Genomic DNA, 23453 nt, shown 5'->3' with positions numbered 1-23453 from the left:
AGGTCGGGTCGTCGAGCCGCGTGCGCGGGTCACGGGGAGGTGACAGCGGCCCCTCAGCACGCACCTCAGCGGACCGACTACGGGAGAGAGACCTCATTCCATGCGATTCAACCCGCCGCGACCGGTCCGGATCAGCCCATCGGGGAGGGTGTCGCCCATCCTCGCCGCTGCTGCCGCGATCGTCCTCCTCGCCGCCGGGATCCCGAGCCACGTAGGCGGCTTCCAGCTCGCCGCCGCGGTGGACATCACCGACATGCCCGGAACGATCACCGACCAGTGGACGACCACCGGCGCCGAGGGCATCGACAAGGTCATCGACAACACGCCCTACCGCAAGTACTTCACCTACAGCGGCACCGGCTGGATCACGTTCGAAGCGACCACGGCGGCCGTGGTGACCAGCTACTCCGTCACCTCGGCCAACGACTGGCCCGACCGCAACCCGCGCGACTGGGTGTTCGAGGCGTCGACCACCGGCAGCACCTGGACGCCGCTGGACACCCAGAGCAACCAGACGTTCATCACCGGCTTCCACAAGAACACCTACTCGTTCGGCAACACCACCTCCTACCGGTACTACCGGCTGCGCGTGACGGCCACCAACGGTTCGGCCAACATGCAGATCGGTGAGTGGCAGATCTTCGGGACCACCACCGCCACGACACCCGCGCCGGCAGCGCCGACCGGGCTCACCGCGACCGCGGCTGCCGACCAGATCCAGCTCACCTGGACCGACAACACCCGGTGGGAGACGGCCTACCGGCTGGAGCGCTCGACCAACGGCACCACCTGGTCCACCACGTACGTGCTGCCCGGCAGCACGACCAAGTTCCACAATCTCAAGCTGCCGGCGGGCACCCACTACTACTACCGGCTGCGGGCCGAGGGGGTGGCCGGAAACTCCGGCTACGCCACGGCCGACACCACCACCCTGAGCGCCACCCCGGCCACCACCTGGACGGAGACCTGGCACGCCCCCAACGAGACGCTCACCAGGTACTACTACGACGCCAACGTGGCCGTCTACCGTGATCCGGAGCTGGCCTCGACGGACCTGACCTGGGTGAAGGACTACGCCAAGCAGATCTGGGAGTACGTCCAGGCGAACTACGGCGACCTGAGCGGCCAGCGGCTGTTCGAGGTCCTGCACGACGGCGGAGGATCGGGCGGCTTCGCGTTGAGCCAGTTCGACCCCAACACCCTCTTCCGGAACGTCAACGACATGAGTGGCAGTGGCTGGGCGAACACCGACCTGAACGAGGACGTGATCGCCCACGAGATGAACCACACCGTCGAGTTCACCGCGTTCGGCGTGAACGGCTCGCCGGCCTACGCCATCTGGGGCGACAGCAAGTGGGCCGAGATCTTCCAGTACGACTGCTACGTCGGCACCGGTCGTACCACCGACGCCACCCGGTGGAAGAACGCGAAGCTGCTCACCTCCGACAACTTCCCGGTCGCCAACACCTACTGGTTCCGGGACTGGTTCTACCCGATCTACCAGAACTACGGCGGCAAGCTCGCGTTGAACAAGTTCTTCCAGCTGCTGTCTGAGAACTTCCACAAGTTCGACGGGGTCTACGCCCGGGACCTGAACTGGGGCGAGTTCGTGCACTTCTGGAGCGGCGCGGCCGGCGTGAACCTCAAACCCCTGGCCACCACCGCGTTCGGCGGCTGGCCGACCGACTGGCAGGCGCAGTTCGTCCAGGCACAGGCCGACTACCCGGCCGTGACCTACACCCCGTGACCGCACAGCGGGGCGCCGCCACCGATCACTCGGTGGCGGCACCCACGGGTGGCCCTGGCGGGACAGGACCGGCGACTGCCGTACCACGGGCCAGTGACCGAGGTCAGCCGTGGCGCGTGATCCGCCACGCGGTCAACGCTTCGGATCGATGCGTTCCGCGATGACGTCGGTGAACGCGGAGTAGGGGTGGCTGTTGCCGCTGATGAGCGATTCCCCCTGCTTGTCACCGAGCAGAGCGGAGCGGAAGAAGGCGGTCGCGTAGGCGGCGCTGACCCGACGTTCCTCCTGCTCGGTCATCTTGTGTACCACGTCGACCCACTCGACCGGCGGCGCAGGTGTGCCGCTGTCCGGGTCCCAGTCGCCCAAGGTGGGAGTGCCGCAGAGATCCGGGGCGGGGCCCTGACCGTCATCGACCGCGCCGACCTGGCCGCTGGCAGGCGACCACTGGGTGTTGAGGAAGTTGTGGTTCGCACCGCCGACGTCCCACTGGTAGATCGGCTTGCTGCTGCGCCTGCGGGCGAGCGTGACGTAGTCCAGGCCCTGGTCCGAATCACAGCCACCGACCCAGACGGCGAGTGGCGCCGAGGTCACCCGGTAGAGCGGGGCATCCGGGGAACCGGGCTCGGTGGCCGTGCCGGGGCCGGCGGCGGCGAGCGCGAGCACCCCGGCCACCCGAACACCGGAGGGAAGTGCGCCACGGTGCACGTCGGCGGCGTGCCAGGCCACGGCGCGGCCCCCGCGCGAGTGCCCAAGGGTGCCGGTCCGGCTGAAGTCGATCTTCTGTCGGAAGTCGACAGGCACCGGACGGTGGGTGCGGGGATCGGTGAGGCGACCGGCGAGGTCACCTCGTCCGGTGCGGGCCAACTCGGTCCACATCGACAGGTGCTTGTTGATCAGCATCGACCGGGCGTTGTCGGCCTCCGTGCCGATCTGGCCGGCGTTGATGCCGTTCGCGCTGATCGAGATCACCACCATGCCGTAGCTGGCCAGTCTCGCGGCGAGATAGTCGTAGCCCCGGTAGCTGGGCAGTGGTGCGACGCCGGGTGCGCAGGGCCATTGGCTGAGACTCGTCACCGCAGCCAGCCACCGTGGATCCTCGTAGTAGCTGTCCGGTAGTTCGGCCTCCACCTGGGCCGCCCGATCGGAGGCGGCGCGGTCCGCGCAGGTGCCCCAGTAGCCGTGGGAGAACACGACCATCGGGAACGGCCCCTGACCCCGGGTCGGGTAGTGCACGTTCCCGGTCAGCTCGATGGGCGCCAGCGGCTGCGGCTGCTCCGGGTCCGGGAAGTCCGGGTGGAACCCATCGACCGTGAAGGCGGTCTCGCCGAGGGTGTAGTCGAGCGAGGCCACCGGATAGGGGCCGGGCGCGTCCGGGTCCGGGCGGTTCGCCTGGGCGGGAGCAGCCGCAAGGACGCCGGCCGCCAGCAGAACCGCCGCGGCGACGGTGGCGCGTAGGACAGCTCTCGCGCTACCGGGGTGGCGGTGTGTGCCCTTGACAGGTGACATTTCACGTTTCCTTAGAGTCGGCGACTGGACTGTGGTTCGTCATGACGGCGTCGATTCCTCGGCGCGCCGGGGTTCGTGTTTCGGCAGCTGTCCGATTCGGCTCCTGACCTCGAGATTCGGATCCGGATTCGCTCGGGACGGCGTTCACGTCGCACCGAGGGACTCCGTGGGGGGCAGTCGGGCGGCACGGATCGCCGGGTATCCGCCCGCGATGACGCCGATCAGCACCGCGCCGCACAGCCCGACGCCGGCGGCCCAGGCCGGCACCACCACCGGCCAGCCCTGCCAGCCGGCGTACCCGGCGACAGCGCCGATGCCCAGTGCCGTGCCGGCCACTCCACCGGCCGCCGACAACGTCACCGATTCGGCGAGGAACTGGAGGCGGATCTGACCCCGACGGGCGCCCAACGCCCGGCGCAGGCCGATCTCACGGCGTCGCTCCAGCACCGAGATGACCATCGTGTTGGCCACGCCGATGCCGCCTACCAACAGGGACACCAGGGCCAGGGCGAGCACCAGTGCACCGAACGCGGTGGCCGTCGCCCGCTTGGCGGCCAGGGCGTCGGACGGGCGGGACACGTCGACGGTGCCGGGTAGCTGCGGATTGACCGTGGCCGGCAGCACCGTGCGTACGTCGTCGAGGGTGCTCTCGTCCGCGCGTACGTAGACCACGGTGGGATGACCGTCGAAGTCGAGCAGCCGGCCGGCGACGTCCCAGCCGACCAGCACCGAGGAGTCCAGGTCGGGAGCCAGTGGCACCGGCGCGAGCACGCCCGCCACGGCGAACCAGCGGTTCCCGATGCTGATCTGTGGCAAGCTGCCGCCGGTCGCGGGAATCGAGGGGACACCCAGCCGGGTAGCCGCCGCTGCCCCGAGCACCGCGACCGGGAAGCGCGAGGTGGCCTCGCTCAGATAGTGGCCCGAGCTGAGCTGGGCACCGACCGCAGGCAACAGATCGGTGCGGGCGGCCAGCACGCTCAGCCCGGAGCCGTCGTTCGGGTCGACCAGGTCGGAGCGACGGGCCACCGCGTGCAGGTTCGCCACGGCGCTGACCGAGGTCACCGGGCCGATCCGGGCGACCATGGCGACCGCGGTGGTCGGCAGCGGCTCCTGATGGTCGCCGATCGCCACCGGATGGATGTTGAGCAAATTGGTGCCGAGTCCGGCCAACCGCTCGTCCAGGGCCTCCCCGCTCGACGCGGGAATGCCCGTCACCAGCAGCATGGTGGCGACGCCGATCGCGATCCCCAGCACCGACAGGGCCGTGCGGGCCTTGCGGGTACGCGGTCCCAGCAGGCCCAGCCGCAGGACGTCGGTCGGCGCGAGCCTCACCGGACATCACCGATGAGGCGTCCGTCGCGAACCGTGATCTGCCGGGGCAGGCTGGCGGCGATGTCCCGGTCATGAGTGATCACCGCGATGGTGGAACCGTCGCGGTGCAGCTCGGTCAGCAGCTGAAGAACGTCCTGGCCGGTGGCGGTGTCCAGGGCACCGGTCGGCTCGTCGGCGAGAATCAGGTCGGGCGTGTTGACCACCGCCCGCGCGATCGCGACGCGCTGCTTCTCACCGCCGGAGAGCTGGTGGGGAAGGTGCCGCAACCGTGGGCCCAGCCCGACCCGCTCCAGGGCGGCCTCGGCCATCAGACGCCGACGCCGACGCGGAACGCCCACGTACAGCAGGCCGGTGGCGACGTTCTCCACCGCGCTCAGCCCCTCGATGAGGTGGAACTGTTGGAAGACGAAGCCGATCCGGGCGCCGCGCAGGTCGGAGAGCCTGCGGTCGGACAGCCGGGTGACGTCCTTGCCGGCGATCCGTACGGTGCCGCGGGTGGGCAGGTCGAGGGTGCCCATGATGTTCAACAGGGTCGACTTTCCCGAACCGGACGGGCCGACGATGGCCAGCAGTTCGCCACGGGCGACGGTGAGTGAGACGTCGGCGAGCCCGGTCACCCCGCCGGGGTATTCCCGGGTGACCCCCTCCAGGGCCAGCACCTCGGTCATGACGTGGTCACCACCGTCATGCCCTCGGTGAGACCCGCGCCGCTGACCTCGACCAGGCCGCCCGCGAACGCGCCGGTTCTGGCGGCCACCAGCGTGCCGTCGGGGAGCTGCACGGCGTACCCACCCTCGTGGAGCGCGACGAGCGCGCCTACCGGAACCACGAGAACGTTCCTGCGGGCCGCCGTGGTGAAGCGCACCTGCACGGGTGCCGAGTCGAACGAGGCCACGTCCTTGGCCCTGGTCGGGGTGACGGTCACGATGAGCTTGGGCGGTTCACCGGAGTTCGGATCGGCCACGACCGAACGGCTGATCGCGGTGACCGTCGCCGGCGCGGACCCGCCGTCCGGCAGCTCGACGGTCACCCTGACACCGAGCTTGATCTCGTGCGCGTCGCCGGCGCTCATCGGCACCGACACCACCTTCGTGGTGCCGGTCATCTTGAGGACCACGGTGTCGGCCGGGGTGCCGTTCTCGGCGACCAGTTCGCTGACCCGACCGGGCCCGGCGACCACCACCACCTGGGCGGGCCGCAACGCGCCCGGCCCGGTCACGCCGAGCGACTCCTGCCACTTCCTCAAGCTGTCGAGCATCGGCTGGTCGACCGTGTCGGAGTTCTTGGCCACGGCGCTCCAGTAGCCGAGCTGGTCGAGGTTGCGGCGCAACTCGCGCACGTCGTTGCCGGTCATGCCGACCTTGTCGATGACCCGGAACATCGGGGTGTCGCCGTAGAGGACCACGACCGGCTGGTCGTCGACGCGGAAGAGCCGGGTGCCACGGGTGACCGCCGCACCGACCTTCGGCAGTCTGGTGAGCACCCCGGTGCCGCTGCCCCGCACGTCGCGGGCCGCGCCGAAGCCGAGGGTGCCGGCGACGAGCCGGCTGTCGGCGAGATCGGTGCGGTGTACATCTACGGTGGCGACCGACGGGGTGACCGGGGCCGGCGCTGCGGGCGGGTGGCGCCGCAGACGCAGCGCGACCGGGCCGCCGGCCGCCAGCGCGACGAGCACGCCGACGCCGCCCAGCACGCTAGTTCTTCTTCGCACCGAAGGTCTCCACGATGCACTGCTTCTCGATCTCGGCCTCGTTGTCGGGCACCCCCGTGTCGCTGCTGTCCCAGGTCCACTCACCGGGCTTGGTCACGTGCACCTTGAGCCCGTGCTCACGCAGGCAACGCACGTTCTCCTGCCACTGGGCGGCGAAGTTCGGGTTCCGGGCGGGATCGAGTTCGATCGGCTCCAGCGGCTTCCTGGCCGCGCACGCCACGTACGCGGCCTTGGGCTCACCGCTTCTGTCCAGCAGCACACCCTTCGACCCGACGCCCGCCGAGACACCGCCCGTGTCGGTCTGCCTCTTGACACCGTGGTCGAGCAGGCAGTCCTGGTAGACGTCCCAGTACCTCGCGGTCTCCTCGTCGGTGGTGTCCAGCCGCATCTGGACGCCCTCGGCCGCCGCCACCCGGGGGGCCGTCGTGGCGGGTGCGCTGGTCAGTGTCGCGACCTGCGGCTTCGTCCCGTCAGTGGCTCCCTTGGAGTCGGATTGCGAGGAGCAGGCCGTCAGCAGGGCCAGCACCGTCACCGCCGACGCGAGACGGGTGATGTGGAATCCGGTCATGGCGGAAGATACTGGCCGGCGCTTGTCAGGGACCTGTTGTGATCCCGTGGTGCTCCTGTTCTGCCCGGTTTCGTGCTCCTGCCGGCCCCTAGAATCGCTGCCGTGAACACGAGCGTGCTGGTCGCCGAGGATGACCCCAAGCAGGCCGAACTGCTTCGCCGCTACCTCGAACACGAAGGTCACGCGGTGACCGTGGTCGGTGATGGTCGCGCCGCCCTCGACGAGATCCGCCGCAACCCGCCCGATCTGCTCGTGCTCGACGTGATGATGCCCCGCGTCGACGGGCACGACGTGTGCCGCATCCTGCGCCGTGACAGCGAGCTGCCGGTGCTGATGCTGACCGCCCGCAGCACCGAGGACGACCTGCTGCTCGGCCTCGGCCTGGGCGCCGACGACTATCTGACCAAGCCGTACAGCCCTCGGGAACTGGCTGCCCGGGTCCGTACGCTGCTGCGCCGGGCCCGGGTTCCGGCCCCGACCGGGCCCGCGACGCTCCGGCAGGCGGGGGCCCTGCAGATCGATCCCGTACGCCACGAGGTGCGCGTCGACGGCGGACCGGTCAGCTGCACCCCCGGGGAGTTCCGGTTGCTCGAGATGATGACCGCCGAGCCCGGCCGGGTGTTCACCCGTGACCAACTGCTGCGCCGGTTGCACGGCGTCGACTCGTACGTGACCGCCAGGACGGTCGACGTGCACGTGATGAACCTGCGCCGCAAGATCGAGCCGGATCCGGCCCGCCCGACCCGGCTGCTCACCGTGTACGGCGTCGGCTACAAACTGGCCGATGGCTGAGCGGCGGTGGTGGCGCAGCAGCCTGGTCCTGCGGCTGTTGGCCGTGTCGGTCGTGGTGTCGGTGCTGTCCATCGCCGCGACCGCCTGGCTCGCCGTACGCACGACCACCAAAGCTATCCAGCAGGAGCGCGGCCAGGCCCTCATCGACGACACGAAGATCTACGACGCCCTGCTCGGATACGCGGCCACCCACCGCGACTGGGGTGCGGCCGATCCGCTCGTGCGATCACTGGCCGCGAGCACCGGCCGCCGGATCGTGGTGACCCGGCTCGACCGGACACCCCTGATCTCCTCCGGGTCCGCCTCCGGCGCGCTCCCGGCTCGGGCGTCAGCCACGGTCGACCCGCTGGCGGTCGACTCGGTGGCGTCGCCGGGCAGCATCGACCCACGCGTCGTCGGGCCCTTCCAACTGCTCGCCAAGGAACGGCAGGCCCTCGACCGGCTCGCCGGGGCCGTCCTCGACTGCCTGCGGGGGCCGACCGCAGCCGTCGTTGACGTGCCGCATGAGTTCGACCGGGTGGTGCCCGCCGCCGCGCAGGCCGAGATCGTCCGCGAGCCCAACGGACGTCCCCGGGTCAGCAGCTCGGACGGCGACTCCGCCCCCTGCACCGGACAGCTGCAGGGGTTGTCCAAGCCCACCGCCACCGAGGATCGCGCGCTGCGACAGCTCGACAAGCTCACCAACGCCTGCCTGACCCGGCAACGCCTGGCCCCGATCGCCGTCAGCCTGGGCGGTGGATGGGTCACGGCCAACCCCACCGGCCAGGACTCCACGTACCGCGAAGCCGTGGAATCCTGCCTGACCGCCGCCCGCCGCGTACAGCTCGCCGACTACGTCCCCCCGGCCGCGCTGCTGTTCATCCTCGAACCCGGCGACCTGGCACCGGCCGGCGGCTTCGACCTCTCCCCCACGAACCGCGCCCGCATCGTCGGCGTGACCGGGCTCATCCTGCTGGTCGCGATCGGTGTGACCGCAGTGGTCGGCCTACGGCTGGTACGCCCACTGCACGCGCTGACCGCAGCGGCGGGAAGGATGCGCGACGGTGACGTCGCGACCCGGGTCACGGTCGCCGGCCACGACGAGATAGCCCGGCTGGGCGGCGCGTTCAACGCCATGGCCGAGCAGCGCCATCACGTCGAGATGCTGCGCCGCGCGATGGTCGGCGACATCGCCCACGAAATGCGTTCTCCGGTCACCAACATCCGCGGCTGGCTCGAAGCCGCGCACGACGGCGTGGTGCCGCTCGACAAGGAGCTGGTCACCTCGCTGCTCGAGGAAGCCGTCCTGCTGCAACATGTGATCGAAGACCTGCAGGACCTGTCCGCAGCCGACGCGGGCGAGTTGCGGCTGCACCCGCAGCCGGTCGACGTGCCCGAGCTGCTACGTGCCGTCGCCGACGCGTTCACCCAGGTCGCCGCCGGTGTCGCACTCGTCGTCTCGGCCGACGGCGTGGGCTCGTGCACCGCCGACCCGATCCGCCTGCGGCAGGCGCTCGGCAACCTGGTGGCCAACGCCATCCGGCACACACCGGCCGGAGGATCGGTCACGCTCCGCGCCCGTACGGAGGGTGCAGAGCTGGTCATCGACGTCGTCGACACCGGACCGGGCATCCCCGAGTCGCAGCAAGCCCTGGTTTTCGAACGGTTCTGGCGGGCGGAGAGTTCCCGCAGCCGGGCGACCGGGGGCAGCGGGCTCGGCCTGTCGATCGTGCGCAAGCTCGCCGAAGCACACGGCGGCTCCGTCTCGCTGAGCAGCACACCGGGCCACGGTGCCACCTTCACCCTGCGGCTGCCGTACGACTCGGCCGGCGCACCTCCCTTTCCCACGGATCGCGAACGGTCAGGTTGAACCGGGTCGAGGGTTCAGCCGGGACGGTACGCGCAACGGCACGGCGCAGCGACATCCCGGGCGGTGGTCGCCGCCTGCGGACCGGGCCGGAGACGCCGCTGCGGTCGGCGAGCAGGCGTGCCCGCGCACGGGGGATCACTATCCTCGCGATATGTCCTTCCTCCCGCGCCGCGTCGACTCAGCCGTTCTGGTCGACGTGGCGGTGTCCCTCTCGGTGGCCGCCCTGCCCCTGTGGTGGTGGCACCAGTTCCTGCTCGGCAGTCTGGCCTACGGCGTGCTGGTGGGCGTGACGCTGATGTGGCGTCGGCACCGTCCGCTCGCGGTGCTCGTGGTGGTGGCCGTGCTGTCGGCTGCGGCGGCCCCGATCGAGGTCGACGGCGCGCAACTGCACGAGGGAACGCTGCTGGTGGCCCTGGCCGCGGCCACGCACGCCGTGGTCGCCCACGCCGCGTCCCTGCGCACGGCGGCGGCAGGTGTCCTCGCCACCGTGCTCGGCGCAGCCCTGTTGGTCACGGGGCGGTCGGCCGCGGGGGGCGGTTGGTCACCGGTCGGCCCGGCGGACGTCGGCGCCACCTTCGTGGGCCTGCTGGCGAACGCCGCCGTGGTCTGGGCCGCCGCGCTGAGCATCCGGTTCTTCCGCCAGCAGAAGGCGACCGCGGCGGAGCGCCTCGACAACGCCGAACGCGAGCGTGCGCACCTGACCCGCCTCGCGGTGGCCGAGGAACGCGCCCGGATCGCCCGGGAACTGCACGACATCGTCGCCCACTCGCTGTCGGTGATCGTTCTGCAGGCCAACGGCGGCGGGTACGCCTTCGACCACGATCCCGGCCGGGCCCGCCAGGCGCTGCGGACGATCGCCGACACCGGCGGCGACGCCCTCGACGAGATCCGGCAGTTGGTTCGGATCCTGCGCGGCGACGGTGACGAGGAAGCCGGCCGGGACCACGCCGTCGCCTCGGTGGTGGAGCGGGCCCGGGCCGCGGGCGCGGCGGTCGACCTGATCGTCGACGGCGAAACGGCCGAGGTGCCCGGTGGCATCGCGCTGGCCGTCTACCGGATAGTCCAGGAGTCGCTGACGAACACGCTGAAGCACGCCGGCCCGGCACCGACCGTGACCGTACGCGTCGGCTACCGGCCCGGCGCGGTCGAACTGGAGATCACCGACAACGGTGCCGGCGGCACCCCGGCACCCGCCAGCGGGCACGGGCTGGTCGGCATGCGCGAACGTGCCACCCTCTACGGCGGGACCTTCGACGCCGGACCGGCCCTCGACGGCGGCTGGCGGGTCCGCGCCCGGATCCCGCTGGCCGCCGAGGCGGTGCCGGCATGATCCGGGTCGTGCTCGTCGACGACCAGCAGCTGGTCCGGGCCGGGTTCCGGATGGTGCTGGACTACCAGCCGGACATGGTGGTGGTCGGCGAGGCCGGCGACGGCGCGGAGGCGCTGCGCCTGCTGCGTACCACCGAGGCCGACGTCGTGGTGATGGACCTGCGGATGCCGGTGCTCGACGGGGTCGCCGCGACCCGGCGGATCTGCGCGGCCGGTCCCGAGCCGCGGGTGCTGGTCCTGACCACGTTCGACACCGACGCGGAGGCGTTCGCCGCGCTTCAGGCCGGGGCGAGCGGCTTCCTGCTCAAGAGCGTGCCACCGGAGGAGCTGTTGTCGGCGATCCGGGTGGTGGCCGACGGCGAGGCCGTGGTGGCCCCTCGGGTGACCCGGCGGCTTCTCGACCGCTTCGCCGGCCGGCTCGCGCCGCCACCGGGTGCCGTGACGGCCCCGTCCGGCCTGACCGATCGGGAGAGGGAGGTGCTGCTGCTACTCGCACAGGGCCTGTCGAACGCCGAGATCGGCGGCCGGCTCCAGGTCGCCGAGGCGACGGTGAAGACCCACATCGGCCGCGTCCTGGCCAAGCTGCGGCTGCGCGACCGGGTGCAGGCGGTGGTGTTCGCGTACGAGTCAGGCCTGGTGCGTCCCGGCGGCGACACCTGAGTCGTAGTCACCGCCCCGGGTACGACTCAGGTCGTACCCGGCGAACCAGCACCGTGGTGGACGCCGTTCCGTCCGCCGATCCCTAGCGTCGAAGGCACTGATCATCGACGAGCGGGAGAGAGATCGTGTCAGGTCTCCAGGCCATCGGCCTGAGCAAGGTGTACGGCAACGGCGACACCGCCGTGACCGCGCTGGACAGCGTGGACGTCACGTTCACGGCAGGCCGGTTCCATGCCGTCATGGGCGCGTCCGGCTCGGGCAAGTCGACGCTGATGCACTGCCTGGCCGGCCTGGACCGGCCGACGAGCGGTACGGTCCGGATCTTCGACGCGGACCTGACCACGCTGAACGACGAGAAGCTGACGCTGCTGCGCCGTGACCACGTGGGCTTCGTGTTCCAGAAGTTCAACCTGCTGCCGGTGCTGACCGCGCGGGAGAACATCCTGCTGCCGCTGACCATCGCCGGGCGTCGGCCGGACAAGCAGTGGTTCGACCGGGTGGTGGCGGCGGTCGGGCTGGCCGACCGGCTGGGCCACCGACCGTCGGAGCTGTCCGGCGGGCAGCAGCAGCGGGTCGCCGTGGCCCGTGCGCTGATCACCCGGCCGTGGGTGGTGTTCGCCGACGAGCCGACCGGCAACCTCGACTCGAAGTCCGGGGCCGAGGTGCTCGGCCTGCTGCGCGACGCGGTGGCGGCGCTCGGCCAGACCGTGGTGATGGTGACCCACGACATGCACGCCGCCGCGCACTGCGACCGCGTGGTGTTCCTTGCCGACGGCCGCTACGCCACCGCCCTGGAAAGCCCTGGTCTCGACGAGATCGCCGCGATGCTGGAGCAGGCCCGATGAGCGGCATGCTCCGGTTGACCCTGCGCACGGCGCACGCCAACCTCACCCGCTCGCTGCTCTCCTGCGTCGCCGTCGTGCTGGGCGTGGCGTTCGTCTGCGGCAGCCTGATGTTCACCGACGGCCTGGCGAAGGCGATGACCGGCCACGCCGTCGCGCGGTACCACCACATCGACGTCGAGGTCACCACGCAGGAAAGCACGGACAGCAGCCTGGTCGACCGGGTCCGCCGGGTCGACGGCGTACGGGCGGCCGAAGCGACCTGGTCGCTGGAGTTCATGGGTCTCGCCGCCGGGGACGGCCGGAAGATCGGTGGCACGCATCGGGCCGTCAACGTGTCGTCCGACCCGGCGCTGCGGCCGTTCGACGCGAGCCGGGGCGCGATGCCCTCCGCTCCCGGCGAGGTCGTGCTCGACGAGCGCACCGCCGGGCGGGAGAACCTGCGGGTCGGCGACCAGCTGCTGATCAGCAACTTCGGCGGTACGGCCAGGACGTACACCCTGGTGGGCCTGACCACGGCCACCAAGGACACGATCGACGACGGGGGTGCGCTGATCGTCATGACGACCGCCGACCTCTCGGCGGTGGCCAGCTACCCGTCGACCACCGTGATCGTCGACGCCGCGGACGGCGTCACCAACGAGGAGCTGGCCGCCCGGATCGCCGCCGCGGTGGGCGCCCCGGCGTTGCCGCACGACCGACTGGTGGAGCAGGCGACGGACGCGGCGGTCGGCAACGCGGAGACGTTCCGTGACGCGTTGCTCGGCTTCGGCGTGCTCGCGGTGGGCATGGCCGCGTTCGTCATCGCCAACACGTTCACCATCGTGCTCGCCCAGCGCACCAGGGAGACGGCACTGCTGCGCCTGGTCGGCGCGACCCGCCGCCAGGTGTTCCGTTCCGTCGTGCTGGAGGCCGCCGTGATCGGCCTCGGCGGGTCGGTGCTCGGTCTCACGGTGGGCATCCTTCTCGCGTACGGGCTGCCGGCCAGCCTGTCCGCGCTCGGCGCCTCGGCCGATGTCAGCCCGGTGGTCTCGGCGAAGACGGTGCTCGTCGCCCTGGCCGTCGGTGTCGGCGTGACCATGCTGTCCGCGCTGCTGCCCGCCCGCCGTGGCACGAGAGTCCTGCCCGTGGAGGCGCTCTCCGACGCCGCCGTGCAGGTCGCCCGCACCACTGGCCGCGCGCGCCGGGTGTGGGGCGTCGTCGTCACCGCCGCAGGTCTCGCGAGCCTCGCCGGGGCCACGGCCGCGCACCAGACGGGGCTGGTGATTGCCGGCACGCTGCTGACCGTCACCGGTTTCCTGTTGCTCAGCCCGGTCGTGGTGCCGCTGCTGATCCTGCTGGTTCGCCGGCCGTTCGGCGCGCTGGGTGGGGCCACCGTGTCCCTGGCGCTGCTCAATGCCGTACGCAATCCACGCCGCATCGCCACGACGACGAACGCGTTGGTCGTCGGCGTGACCCTCGTCGGCACCTTCACGCTGCTCGCGCGCAGCGCCGAGGCTCCCGCCGAACAGCGCGCCGACGAGAAGATGTTCGCGACGTTCCTGGTCTCCGCCGACCTCGGCATCCTGCCGGCCGAGCTGCTCGACGCCCTGGGCAGGCGACCTGAGCTGGCCGCCGCCCACCCGAACTACCAGCTCTTCGACAAGGACGCCGGCCTCGATGTCCAGACGGGCACGTCGCGTACCGGAACCGCGGTTGTCTCCGCCGATACCGGCGTCGCGCCCGGCGGAAGGATCGAGGTCGGCGGGCGTACGTTCGAGGTCACCTCGGTCGCGGCCGGCACCCGGACGGTCTGGCTCACCCCCGAGGACATCACCGCGATCTTCGACCGGCCGTTCCTCTCCGACGTGCAGGTCGACCCGGCCGCCGGTGTCGCGAAGGAGGACGCACGCACCGCCCTGGCCGCCGCCCTGGCCGCCTTCCCCGCCGCGGTCGTCTACGACCAGGACGAGTACGCCAGGCACCTCAACGCCAAGTTGAACCAGGGCCTGGACGTGGTCACGGCAATGCTCGCGCTGGCGGTCGTCATCGCACTGATCGGCGTGGCCAACACCCTGACCCTGTCGGTGGTCGAACGCACCCGGGAGAACGCCCTGCTCCGGGCGATCGGCCTGACCCGCCGCCAGCTTCGTCTCACCCTGGCCACGGAAGCACTGGTCATGGCCCTGACCGGCACCCTGATCGGCGTCGCCGCGAGCGTGGCCGTCACGCTGTCGGCGCTGGGCTCGATCGAGACGGACGACGACGGGACGTCCCTGGTGATGCCCTGGGACCGCCTGGGCGTGCTGCTCGCGGTGGCGGTGCTCGCGGCTCTGGCGGCCTCGATCGCTCCGGCCCGCCGGGCGATCCGCCTCCCGATAGCCGAGAATCTCGCCGCCGACGGGTAGGTCGGCGGTTCCGACACTGTTGGTGATCTTGATGGTCGGCCGTCAGCTGTGCGCCGGGTACTCCGCGTGGATGTCACCGTCGAACAGCCGCCAACAGAAGTCGGTCATCCGCGCTGCCGCAGGGGCGTGCCGGGCGAGGATTCTCGCCACGGCCGTCGGCACGCCCTGCGGGATGTCGCCGCGTGCGCACCGGCGCACGTACCTGTCGCGGGCAGTGGGACGTCCGCTGGCCGGAACCGTCATCCCGCACACCGTGCTGACCAGCCAGTTCACCAGCCTCATCGCCGCATAGTCGGCATCGTGGCCGATGTGGTGCGCGACAAAGTCACGCTCGGCACCAGACAGGTCGAACCGGGGCGACGTGGCCAGCCCGAAGTCGACGAGATAGATCTGGTCACCGTCGGCCCGGATGTTGCGGAAGTGTCCGTCCATGTGCAGCAGCTCGCGACTGCGCAGGAACGCCACGGCCTCGAACAACTGCTGCTCGAAGGTCTCGACCCTGCCGGCCGGCTCGTTCAGCCAGTCGAGCAGCGGAGAGGGGATGTACTCGAGAAACAGCACGAGGCTGGAGGTCGCACCGGCCAGTTCCTCGAATCGGATGCGCACGGCCGGCGAGCCGTCGAACTGGGCCACCACGGCGTCGATGTCGAGGTGTTCCGACACGACAGGTGGGCGTCCGGGTAGCACCCGCCAGTGGTACAGCAACGGGAAAGACGCTGTCTCGCCAGCGAGGACCCCGTCGGTGACGATCATGTTCGCGGCCAGCTCGCGCCACGCGCCGAACCCCGGGCCGGCGAGGCGGTACATGCCGTACTGGCAGTAGGTCGGCAGGTCGAACAGGTTCGCTGTGCTGTCCGGATGGGCCAGCTCCCGATCGGTTATCGGAATCCGCTTGGCGAAGACCGGCACGCCGTCGACGTCGAGCACCGAGGTGGCACCGCCCACGCCCACAGCGCTGTCGGGCACGGCACGCAGCGACGCCACCAACTCGTCGTCGCTGCTCGTCGCCAGCGAGGCCGCAACGATGTCACGGCGCAGGCATCGGGCGGCGAGCATCGCACCATCGTGCCAGCCGGCCGCGGTCGATCAGCCGCGACTGGTCCCACCGACCCGACCGGTACGCTGACGGAACGGACAGCAGCAAACCTCTACGCGACCCGCAACCCCCGTGAACGACAGCGATCTTGAAAGCCGAAGTGAACGAAAACCAGGAAGTCGATCTATAGCACCGCAGCTCAGAAAGCCTGCTCCCCGCGCACGCGGGGGTGATCCCCCGCGTAACGTCGCGTCGCCGCTGTACGGGCTCTGCTCCCCGCGCACGCGGGGGTGATCCCTGATGACCGCCGGGAACATCTCCGCCGTCAGCCTGCTCCCCGCGCACGCGGGGGTGATCCCGACCCGGACGTCTCGACACCGTCCGTCGTACGCTGCTCCCCGCGCACGCGGGGGTGATCCGACCCAGTCCGAGGGCTCCCAGAGGACGCCGTGCTGCTCCCCGTGTATGCGGGGGTGATCCCTGTCGGCAGGCAGAGCCGGTGTGCGGGGTACTGCCGGTCCGGACACCACATCGAAACCGCGCCCACCAGTGAATCTCCCGTGGACGACCGCAGCAGGGGCGGCCCGGCTGGCGCGGTGCTCGTACCATCACGCGTAGCTGTTGGAGGAGGCAGGAATGGGTCTGTCCGGCAGGAATTGCCCTGACTGCGGTCGGCGCGTGAGTGCGCCGTTCGAGGAGACCGTCACCGGCCGAGAGGTCTGCCCCGACTGCGCCAATGCCCTGCAGATGGGCTCGGCTGCCGGCGCGATCACCGGCGACGTCGGTTCCGGATACGGAGTGTGGGCGATGCTCATGCGCAGGATCCGACGCTCCGGCTGACCTCGACTACCGCGAGAGTTGTGTCATGGACCTTGCCAGATCCCGCTCGACCCTCCGCAGCCTGATCGGGCTCTCGGCTGTCGGTCTCGCCCTCGCGGCCGTCATCAGCATCGTTCCGGGTTCGGCCACGCCTGAACAGAACTGGCGGCCACCAGCCGGCTACGTCCTCGCCGACACGGTCCCACTCGACGACGAGCACACGTTGCGACTCTGGACCGGGTCGTCCGGCTGGTATGTCGAGAGCCTGCTGTCCGGTCGGCACCAGGCGACCGTCGGGGCGATGGGTGGCAGAGACCGGTACAGCGTGAGCGAGGTCCTCGATGCGCTGGTCGGCGAGCTGCCCGCCGTTGGCGCGACGGCCGTCGCGGTCGGGTCGCCGACCCAGGTCCGCGCGGAGGTTCACTCTGGGGTGTTCCTCGTTCCCGCCTCGGTGATCGCAGCCGACGACCGGACAGTCTCGGTGGTGCCACTCGACGTGAACGGCACTGCCCTCGCCCCGGCGATCCTCGTGGAGGTCGCCGGACGTAGCTGACCACCGCTGCCTCAGGGCCAGGCTACCGAGCCGATCGCGGCTGGGCTGGGTGCCAGTTGCCGGCGTCATGGGGAGAGCGTGGAGGCCGTGCGCGGCGACGCGGGGCAGGTTCTGGTCGCCGGGTGACGGCGCGGGACCGGATCAGCCGGCGGCCCGCGCCTTCGACACCCCCCGGTCAGCCGGACAGCTCCCCGCCCGGCTGCCCGGTCAGCCTCCCCGGCTGATCTGCAGGGTCAACACATCGGTGCGGACGGTGATGTGGCCGTGGAAGAGGGCCACCCCCTTGGCGTTGTAGCCGATCTGGGTGGCGCTGATCAGCGGGTGCCCGGCAGGCACGCCGAGTCGCCCCGTGGCGGCCTCGTCGGCGAGCACCGCGGCGAACTCGATCTCGGCCCGGCGCACCGGCATCCCGGTCGCGCTGGCCAGGAACTCGAACATGTCCAGATCGATGCTGACCAGGCCGGACGGGTCCAGGTCCAGCCCGTCGACGTGTAGCGGCAGGTGGTCCCGGATCCAGACCGCCGGCACCTCGTCGACGGCGAAGAGCCGCTCGACCCGCCACACCGGATCACCCGGGGCCAGCCCGAGCACCTCGGCACAGTCGGCCGGGCAGGTCGACCGGCTGACCCCGGCGTCGGTGAGCGCGGGCCGGTGCCCGGAGGCGGTGATCCGGTCGCGCAGCGCGGTGACGTCGCCGAGCGGGACCGGCACCCGTCCGGCCGGCTCGTGCACGAAGGTGCCGATGCCCCAGGTCCGTTTCACCACTCCCTCGGCGGCGAGCTGACCGAGCACCTCACGGACGGTGGCGCGGCTGACCTCCAGCAGGTCGGCCAGTTCCCGCTCGTTGGGCAGCTTGTCACCGGGGCCGAAGTCGCTGCCGATCAGCGCCATCAGCCGGCCCTGCGCGGCCTGGAGTGCGGTCTCGCGCCGCGCCATCCACCATCACCTCTTCGCTCCGCGCCGCAGGCTGCGGCGTACGGAGTGTAGTAGTTGTCGCTCACGTCTCCCAGGGACCGGCCACGCCGCTGGAGCCGCCGACGTCGCCGTCAGCGGCCACCGACTCACCAGACCTGTTCGAGCACCCGGATCGTGTTGCCGCCGATCACCTTGGCGATCTCGTCGTCGGAGTAGTCGTGCGAGACCAGCCAGCCGACGATGTTGCCGAACGCCTCGCCCGGGTTCTCCACCCCGGACACGTACTCCACCCGGGGGTGTTCGGGGCGGTTGCCGGCGTCGTGGGCGTAGTTCGCGGCATAGGTGTTGTGCACGCCCACGTGGTCACCGAACATGGTGTCCGGGCCGAACGTGACGTGGTCGATGCCGACCAGGTCGACGCAGTAGGTGAAGTGGTCCATCACCGACTCGATCGAGTGATGCGGATGCGCCGCCGACAGGGTGGTGTGCGGCGCGGCCTCGATACCGATCACCCCACCCCGCTCCGCACACGCCCGGATCACCTCGTCCGACTTCATCCGCGGCGTGTCCCACACCGCCCGCGCCCCGGCATGGGTGATGAAGACCGGCACCCGACTCGCCTCGACGACCTCCAACGACGTCCGGTCGCCGGAGTGCGACACGTCGATCGCAATCCCCAACTTGTTCATCCGGTCCACCGCCCGACGCCCAAAATGCGTCAACCCACCATCGACCCGCTCCGAGAGACCACCACCGAGCATGTTCGCCTGGCTGTAGGCGATGCCGAGCTGCCGGATGCCGAAGCCGTAGAGGATGTCGATCCGGTCCAGCTCGTTCTCGATCGGGCTGCTGCACTCCAGGCCGGCGACCAGGGCGAGCCGGCCGTCCCGCTTGGCCGCGTGGATGTCGGCCAGCGACGTCGCCAGCACCACGAAGTCCTGCTTGTAGAGGTCGCTGAGGCGCATCCCGACCGCGTAGACCAGGTCGTTCCACTTCCAGCCGTTCTCGCTGGTGACGCAGGACGCGCCGGCCATGAAGTTGTCGAAGACCGCGGTCAGCCCGGAACGGGACAGCCCCTCGTAGCCGGTGCGCTGCCGCGCGGTCCGGTTGTAGGCGCGCAGCTCACGGACGTCCTCGGGCAGGATCACCGGGTGCTCGTGCAGCGAGATGGCGATCTGCTCGGTCAGCAGCCGGGCGACCCGCTGCCGCTGCGCTTCGGTGAGGCCGAGGTCGTGCTCGGGCACCCGGCCGACCTCCGCCGCCAGGTCGAACACCCGGTAGTCCGAGTGCGGCTCCAGGTACCCGTAGGACTTGTGGCCCCGGTACCTCGGCGCGGATTCTTGCAGCACGGCTCTCTCCTTCGTGGACGGTACGTCGCCACCGGCGCGCTAGGCGGCCAGCGGGTAGTGGCAGGCGACCGGGTGCCCGGCAGCCGACGGTGATGGGCTCTGTGGCGCGGTGCCGGCCGGCCGGGAACCGATAGCCATCAGGGGCGGCTCGGTGGTGGCGCAGGTCTCGGTCGCCTGCCAGCAGCGGGTCCGGAACCGGCAGCCGGACGGCGGGTTGACCGGGCTGGGTGGGTCGCCGGCGAGCAGGATCCGCTGCCGGGTGACCCGGCGGGCCGGCTCCGGCACCGGCACCGCCGACAGCAACGCCTTGGTGTAGGGGTGCCGGGGCTGCTCGTAGAGAGGTGTGCCGGGGCCGGTCTCGACCAGTTTGCCGAGGTACATCACCGCCACCCGGTCGGAGATGTGCCGCACCACCGACAGGTCGTGGGCGATGAAGACGTACGCCACGCCCAGTTCCTCCTGGAGCCGCTCCAGCAGGTTGACCACCTGGGCCTGGACCGACACGTCGAGCGCGGAGACCGGCTCGTCGCAGACGATCACGTCGGGTTGCAGGGCGAGCGCTCGGGCGATGCCGATCCGTTGCCGCTGCCCACCGGAGAACTGGTGCGGGTAGCGGTCCAGGTGCAGGCTCGCGTCCAGCCCGACCAGGTCGAGCAGGTCACGGATCCGGTCCAGCCGGCGGGCCTTCGGCAGCACGTCGGGGTGGATCTCGAAGGGCTGCAACAGGATGTCGCGCACGGTGCGGCGCGGGTTCAGCGAGGTGTACGGGTCCTGGAGCACGATCTGGATCCGCCGGCGCAGCGCCCGCAGTTCCCGACCCCGGGCCCGGTGCACCACCGCGTCGCCGAAGCGCACCTCACCGGCGGTGGGACGCTCCAGACCGACCAGCATCCGGGCCAGCGTGCTCTTGCCGCAGCCGGACTCGCCGACCACCCCGAGGGTCTCCCCCTTACGCAGGTCGAACGAGACCCCGTCGACGGCCTTCACCACGCCGCCGGGGCGCAGCGGCACCCGCCCCTTGAGCGGGAAGTGCTTGACCAGGCCGTCGACCCGGAGCACGACGTCATCGCTGGGTGGCATGCAGCACCTCCGTACGGTGGTGGCAGGCGCTGGCCCGGCCCCGGGGCAGCGGCTCCAGCGGGGGCAGCACGATGCGGCACTCCTCGGTCAGCCGGGGGCAGCGCAGGTGGAACGGGCAGCCGCCGGGCAGCCGGGCCGGGTTGGGCGGGGCCCCGGGGATGGCGTACAACTGCTCGTCGCGGCGGTCGATCCGGGGCATCGAGGCGAGCAGCCCCTCGGTGTACGGGTGGGCCGGCCCGTCGAAGATCTGCTCGACGGTGCCCCGCTCGACGATCCGGCCGGCGTACATGACCGCCACGTCGTCGGCGACCTCGGCGACCACCCCCAGGTCGTGGGTGATCAGCAGCAGGGCCATTCCGCTGTCCCGCTGGATCTCCGCGATCAGCTCCATCACCTGGGCCTGTACGGTGACGTCGAGGGCGGTGGTGGGCTCGTCGGCGATCAGCACCGCCGGCTCCAGCGCGATCGCCAGGGCGATCATGATCCGCTGCCGCATGCCGCCGGAGAACTGGTGCGGATAGTCGCGCAGCCGGTCCTTCGCCGCCGGGATGCGGACCCGGTCGACCAGTTCGACCGCGCGGCGGCGGGCGTCGGCGCGGGACATCCCCCGGCGGACCCGGAGCAGCTCGGTGAGCTGGTCACCGACGGTGAAGACCGGGTTGAGCGCGGCCATCGAGTCCTGGAAGACCATGCCGATCTCCTCGCCGCTGACCCGGTCGCGCTGCTTCGGCGTCAGGGTGAGCAGCTCCCGGCCGCGCAGGGTGACCGCACCGGTGATCCGGGCCGGCGGCGAGTCCAGGATGCCCATCACCGCCTGGGCGGTGACGCTCTTGCCCGAACCGGACTCGCCGAGGATGGCCAGCGTCCGGCCGGCTTGGAGGGTCAGCGACACCCCGTTGACGGCGCGCACCGGCCCGCTCGCCCCGGGGAACGACACCCACAGATCGGTGACCTGTAGCAGCGGGTCCATCAGCCGACCCCCGCCTCGTCGAGGAAGTCGCGGACCACCCGCTGGAACAGCTCCGCCTCCTCCAACTGCGGCGAGTGCCCGGAGTGCTCGAAGACCACCAGCCGGGCGTCCGGGATCAGGTCGGCGATCACCTGCGAGGCCGCCACCGGCGTACGCCAGTCGTGCCGGCCGACGGTGACCAGGGTGGGACAGGTGATCTGCGGCAGCTTCGGCTTCAGGTCGTAGCGCGGCATGTTCTGCCCGAAGGCCGCGTTGTGGGTGCGGTAGTGGAACCGGGTGGCGGCCAGCCGGGCAGCGTCCTTCGCCGGGTCGTGCTGGTGGTCGTAGAGCGGCAGGATCGCCTGCCAGTAGTCGCGGAGCTGCTCGTTGCTCTCGAAGTGGCCGGTGCCGATCCGGTCGATCGCCCACTGTGGGATCACCGTCCGGTCGGTGCTGCGGGCCCGCTCCACGGCCAGGTGGTCGTGCCCGGTGTCGGCGGCGGTGTCCCGCAGGACCAGCGCGGAGACCCGGTCGGGGTGGGCGACCGCGTACTCCAGGGCGATGAAACCGCCGTACGAGCCACCGGCCATCACGATCTTCTCGTAGCCGAAGTGCTCCCGGATGGCGTCGACGTCGGCCACCCACTGCTCGTGGGTGAACGGCTCGTCGTCGCTGGACTCCCCCGAGCCCCGCGCGTCGAAGACGATGACCCGGAACCGGTCGGCGAACGGCCCGAAGGAGCGCTTCGGCTCCGACCGCGAGCCGAGCCCGGGTGCGCCGTGGTGCACGATCATCGCCGGGGCGTCGGTCGGGCCGAACGCCTCGACCACCAGCTCCGCACCATTGATCTTCATCGGACCCCCTCGATGACGTTGGCTTCCAGGTCGCGCGGATAGCTGGTCAGCCGGCGCGGGCCGGACTCGGTGACCAGGACGGTGTCGGAGATCCGGTAGCCGGCGTGGCCGGGCACGTAGACGCCCGGCTCGCTGGAGAGCAGCATCCCGGGGGCGAGCACGGTGTGGTCGCCGTCCTCCACCCAGGGCGCCTCGTGGTTCTGCAGGCCGATGCCGTGCCCCTGCCGGTGCCGGATGAACTCGCCGAGCCCGTGCCCGCGCAGCACGTCCAGGCAGGTCCGGTTGACCTCGGCGCAGGTCCGGCCGGCGAGCATCGCCTCGGTGCCCACCTGCTGGGCCTCCCGGTCGGCCTCGTAGTAGCGGCGCTGCTCGGTGGTGGGCTCGCCGACGACGAAGGTCCGCTCGCTCTCCACGAACCGGCTCGCCACCGCCGCGCCCAGCGACAGGATCAGGGTGTCCCCCGGCTGGATCCGCCGACGGGTCGGCAGTCCGTGCGGCAGCGCCGAGTTGGGGCCGGCGTAGACCAGCCCGCCGGCCACCTTGGTGGTGTAGACGACCCGCTCGTAGTCGGCGTACATCCGGTCGGTGCCGTACCCGATCACATGCCGGGCCAACTCGTCCTCGCGGGGCAGCTCCGTGCCACGCGCCAGCGCGTCGGCGATCAGCTCCCGACCGGCGGCGAGCATGTCGTCGCAGATCCGGGCCGCCGCCTCGTGCAGCGGGATCTCCTCGGCGAACTTGGTCAGCCGCAGGTTCGCCACCGCGTCGGTGGGGACCAGGCTGACCCCGGTGACGGCCCGGTTCAGCTTGTCCACCGCACCGACCGAGAGACCGGCGCTGATCCCGATCCGTCGGGCCCGGCGGCCGGAGAGGGCGGTGGCGAGGGTCTCCTCGGCGCTGACCACCCCCGGGTACTCGAAGTAGCTGACCGTGTCGACGGTCACCTCCTGCTGGGCCGCGTACTCCTCGTCGAGGCGCGGGATGACCAGCAGCGGATCGCCCTCGCGCGGCATCCAGAGATAGACCGGCCGCTCGGTGGCGATGTAGAAGAAACCGACCAGGAAGGCGACGTCGGCGGGTGCGGTGGCCAGGAAGCCGTCCAGGTCGCGCTCGGCGAGCGCGGCGCTGAGTCGGGTCCGGACCGTGGCGTAGAAGCTGTCGGGCAGCCGCATCGT

At 71.1% G+C, this 23453-nt stretch carries 21 protein-coding genes and 1 CRISPR repeat array; of the genes, 9 read left to right on the top strand and 12 right to left on the bottom strand.

What is annotated here, in order from left to right:
* Positions 1–148: 148 nt before the first annotated feature.
* Positions 149–1747 carry a hypothetical protein gene (locus ACIG87_RS03475; RefSeq protein ID WP_396847777.1) on the top strand — a complete coding sequence of 533 codons (1599 nt, stop codon included), beginning with the start codon at positions 149–151 and terminating at the stop codon, positions 1745–1747.
* Between the two features lie 132 nt (positions 1748–1879).
* Here the strand turns inward: ACIG87_RS03475 and ACIG87_RS03470 are convergent, their stop codons facing one another.
* The 5 genes from ACIG87_RS03470 to ACIG87_RS03450 all read right to left on the bottom strand — a co-directional run bounded on the left by ACIG87_RS03470 (position 1880) and on the right by ACIG87_RS03450 (position 6864).
* Positions 1880–3253, bottom strand: coding sequence for a hypothetical protein (locus ACIG87_RS03470; RefSeq protein WP_396847776.1), 1374 nt, complete (start codon positions 3251–3253; stop codon positions 1880–1882).
* Positions 3254–3397: 144 nt separating this feature from the next.
* Positions 3398–4585: an ABC transporter permease gene (locus ACIG87_RS03465; protein WP_396847774.1), complete on the bottom strand. Its 1188-nt coding sequence runs from the start codon at positions 4583–4585 to the stop codon at positions 3398–3400.
* Positions 4582–5253 (bottom strand): ABC transporter ATP-binding protein, encoded by a 672-nt coding sequence (locus tag ACIG87_RS03460; RefSeq protein ID WP_396847773.1) that lies wholly within the window; start codon positions 5251–5253, stop codon positions 4582–4584. The genes ACIG87_RS03465 and ACIG87_RS03460 overlap by 4 nt, the downstream gene beginning before the upstream one ends.
* Positions 5250–6296 (bottom strand): hypothetical protein, encoded by a 1047-nt coding sequence (locus ACIG87_RS03455; RefSeq protein WP_396847771.1) that lies wholly within the window; start codon positions 6294–6296, stop codon positions 5250–5252. The genes ACIG87_RS03460 and ACIG87_RS03455 overlap by 4 nt, the downstream gene beginning before the upstream one ends.
* Positions 6280–6864, bottom strand: a complete 585-nt coding sequence (locus tag ACIG87_RS03450) for a hypothetical protein (protein ID WP_396847770.1) — start codon at positions 6862–6864, stop codon at positions 6280–6282. The genes ACIG87_RS03455 and ACIG87_RS03450 overlap by 17 nt, the downstream gene beginning before the upstream one ends.
* Before the next feature lie 102 nt (positions 6865–6966).
* On the opposite strand from ACIG87_RS03450, the gene ACIG87_RS03445 reads away from it, so the two are divergent.
* The 6 genes from ACIG87_RS03445 (at position 6967) to ACIG87_RS03420 (ending at position 14723) form a co-directional block, all read left to right on the top strand.
* Positions 6967–7656 carry a response regulator transcription factor gene (locus ACIG87_RS03445; RefSeq protein ID WP_396847769.1) on the top strand — a complete coding sequence of 230 codons (690 nt, stop codon included), beginning with the start codon at positions 6967–6969 and terminating at the stop codon, positions 7654–7656.
* Positions 7649–9505: a sensor histidine kinase gene (locus tag ACIG87_RS03440; RefSeq protein ID WP_396847767.1), complete on the top strand. Its 1857-nt coding sequence runs from the start codon at positions 7649–7651 to the stop codon at positions 9503–9505. The genes ACIG87_RS03445 and ACIG87_RS03440 overlap by 8 nt, the downstream gene beginning before the upstream one ends.
* A 151-nt stretch (positions 9506–9656) precedes the next feature.
* The gene (locus ACIG87_RS03435; protein WP_396847765.1) at positions 9657–10835 is read left to right on the top strand and encodes a sensor histidine kinase; all 1179 of its coding nucleotides are present in this window, start codon (positions 9657–9659) and stop codon (positions 10833–10835) included.
* Positions 10832–11494, top strand: a complete 663-nt coding sequence (locus ACIG87_RS03430; RefSeq protein WP_396847763.1) for a response regulator — start codon at positions 10832–10834, stop codon at positions 11492–11494. The genes ACIG87_RS03435 and ACIG87_RS03430 overlap by 4 nt, the downstream gene beginning before the upstream one ends.
* Before the next feature lie 125 nt (positions 11495–11619).
* The gene (locus tag ACIG87_RS03425; protein ID WP_396847761.1) at positions 11620–12339 is read left to right on the top strand and encodes an ABC transporter ATP-binding protein; all 720 of its coding nucleotides are present in this window, start codon (positions 11620–11622) and stop codon (positions 12337–12339) included.
* Complete coding sequence (locus ACIG87_RS03420) at positions 12336–14723, top strand: ABC transporter permease (protein ID WP_396847760.1); 2388 nt, start codon at positions 12336–12338, stop codon at positions 14721–14723. The genes ACIG87_RS03425 and ACIG87_RS03420 overlap by 4 nt, the downstream gene beginning before the upstream one ends.
* A gap of 42 nt (positions 14724–14765) precedes the next feature.
* Here ACIG87_RS03420 and ACIG87_RS03415 read toward each other — a convergent pair whose 3' ends face one another.
* Positions 14766–15779 (bottom strand): serine/threonine protein phosphatase, encoded by a 1014-nt coding sequence (locus ACIG87_RS03415; protein WP_396847758.1) that lies wholly within the window; start codon positions 15777–15779, stop codon positions 14766–14768.
* Positions 15780–15967: 188 nt separating this feature from the next.
* Positions 15968–16240: direct repeats of the CRISPR family, unit length 28 nt; unit sequence CTGCTCCCCGCGCACGCGGGGGTGATCC.
* A 197-nt stretch (positions 16241–16437) separates the two neighbouring features.
* On the opposite strand from ACIG87_RS03415, the gene ACIG87_RS03410 reads away from it, so the two are divergent.
* A complete protein-coding gene (locus tag ACIG87_RS03410; RefSeq protein WP_396847756.1) occupies positions 16438–16599 on the top strand; it encodes a hypothetical protein in 162 nt (53 codons plus the stop codon).
* 25 nt (positions 16600–16624) lie between these two features.
* Positions 16625–17131, top strand: coding sequence for a hypothetical protein (locus tag ACIG87_RS03405; protein WP_396847754.1), 507 nt, complete (start codon positions 16625–16627; stop codon positions 17129–17131).
* 207 nt (positions 17132–17338) lie between these two features.
* Here ACIG87_RS03405 and ACIG87_RS03400 read toward each other — a convergent pair whose 3' ends face one another.
* The 6 genes from ACIG87_RS03400 to ACIG87_RS03375 all read right to left on the bottom strand — a co-directional run bounded on the left by ACIG87_RS03400 (position 17339) and on the right by ACIG87_RS03375 (position 23450).
* The gene (locus ACIG87_RS03400; protein WP_396847753.1) at positions 17339–18067 is read right to left on the bottom strand and encodes a GntR family transcriptional regulator; all 729 of its coding nucleotides are present in this window, start codon (positions 18065–18067) and stop codon (positions 17339–17341) included.
* A gap of 125 nt (positions 18068–18192) precedes the next feature.
* A complete protein-coding gene (locus ACIG87_RS03395) occupies positions 18193–19395 on the bottom strand; it encodes a dipeptidase (protein WP_396847751.1) in 1203 nt (400 codons plus the stop codon).
* Between the two features lie 39 nt (positions 19396–19434).
* On the bottom strand, positions 19435–20475 hold the full coding sequence (locus ACIG87_RS03390; protein ID WP_396847750.1) for an ABC transporter ATP-binding protein: 1041 nt from the start codon (positions 20473–20475) through the stop codon (positions 19435–19437).
* A complete protein-coding gene (locus ACIG87_RS03385) occupies positions 20459–21445 on the bottom strand; it encodes an ABC transporter ATP-binding protein (protein ID WP_396847748.1) in 987 nt (328 codons plus the stop codon). Before ACIG87_RS03385 ends, ACIG87_RS03390 begins: the two co-directional genes overlap by 17 nt.
* Complete coding sequence (locus ACIG87_RS03380) at positions 21445–22278, bottom strand: alpha/beta fold hydrolase (protein ID WP_396847747.1); 834 nt, start codon at positions 22276–22278, stop codon at positions 21445–21447. The genes ACIG87_RS03385 and ACIG87_RS03380 overlap by 1 nt, the downstream gene beginning before the upstream one ends.
* Positions 22275–23450, bottom strand: coding sequence for a M24 family metallopeptidase (locus ACIG87_RS03375; protein ID WP_396847746.1), 1176 nt, complete (start codon positions 23448–23450; stop codon positions 22275–22277). The genes ACIG87_RS03380 and ACIG87_RS03375 overlap by 4 nt, the downstream gene beginning before the upstream one ends.
* Positions 23451–23453: the final 3 nt, after the last annotated feature.

The organism is Micromonospora sp. NPDC051925, assembly GCF_044548625.1.
In the GTDB taxonomy this organism is placed as follows: domain Bacteria; phylum Actinomycetota; class Actinomycetes; order Mycobacteriales; family Micromonosporaceae; genus Micromonospora.
This window is presented reverse-complemented; position numbering and strand designations above follow the sequence as displayed.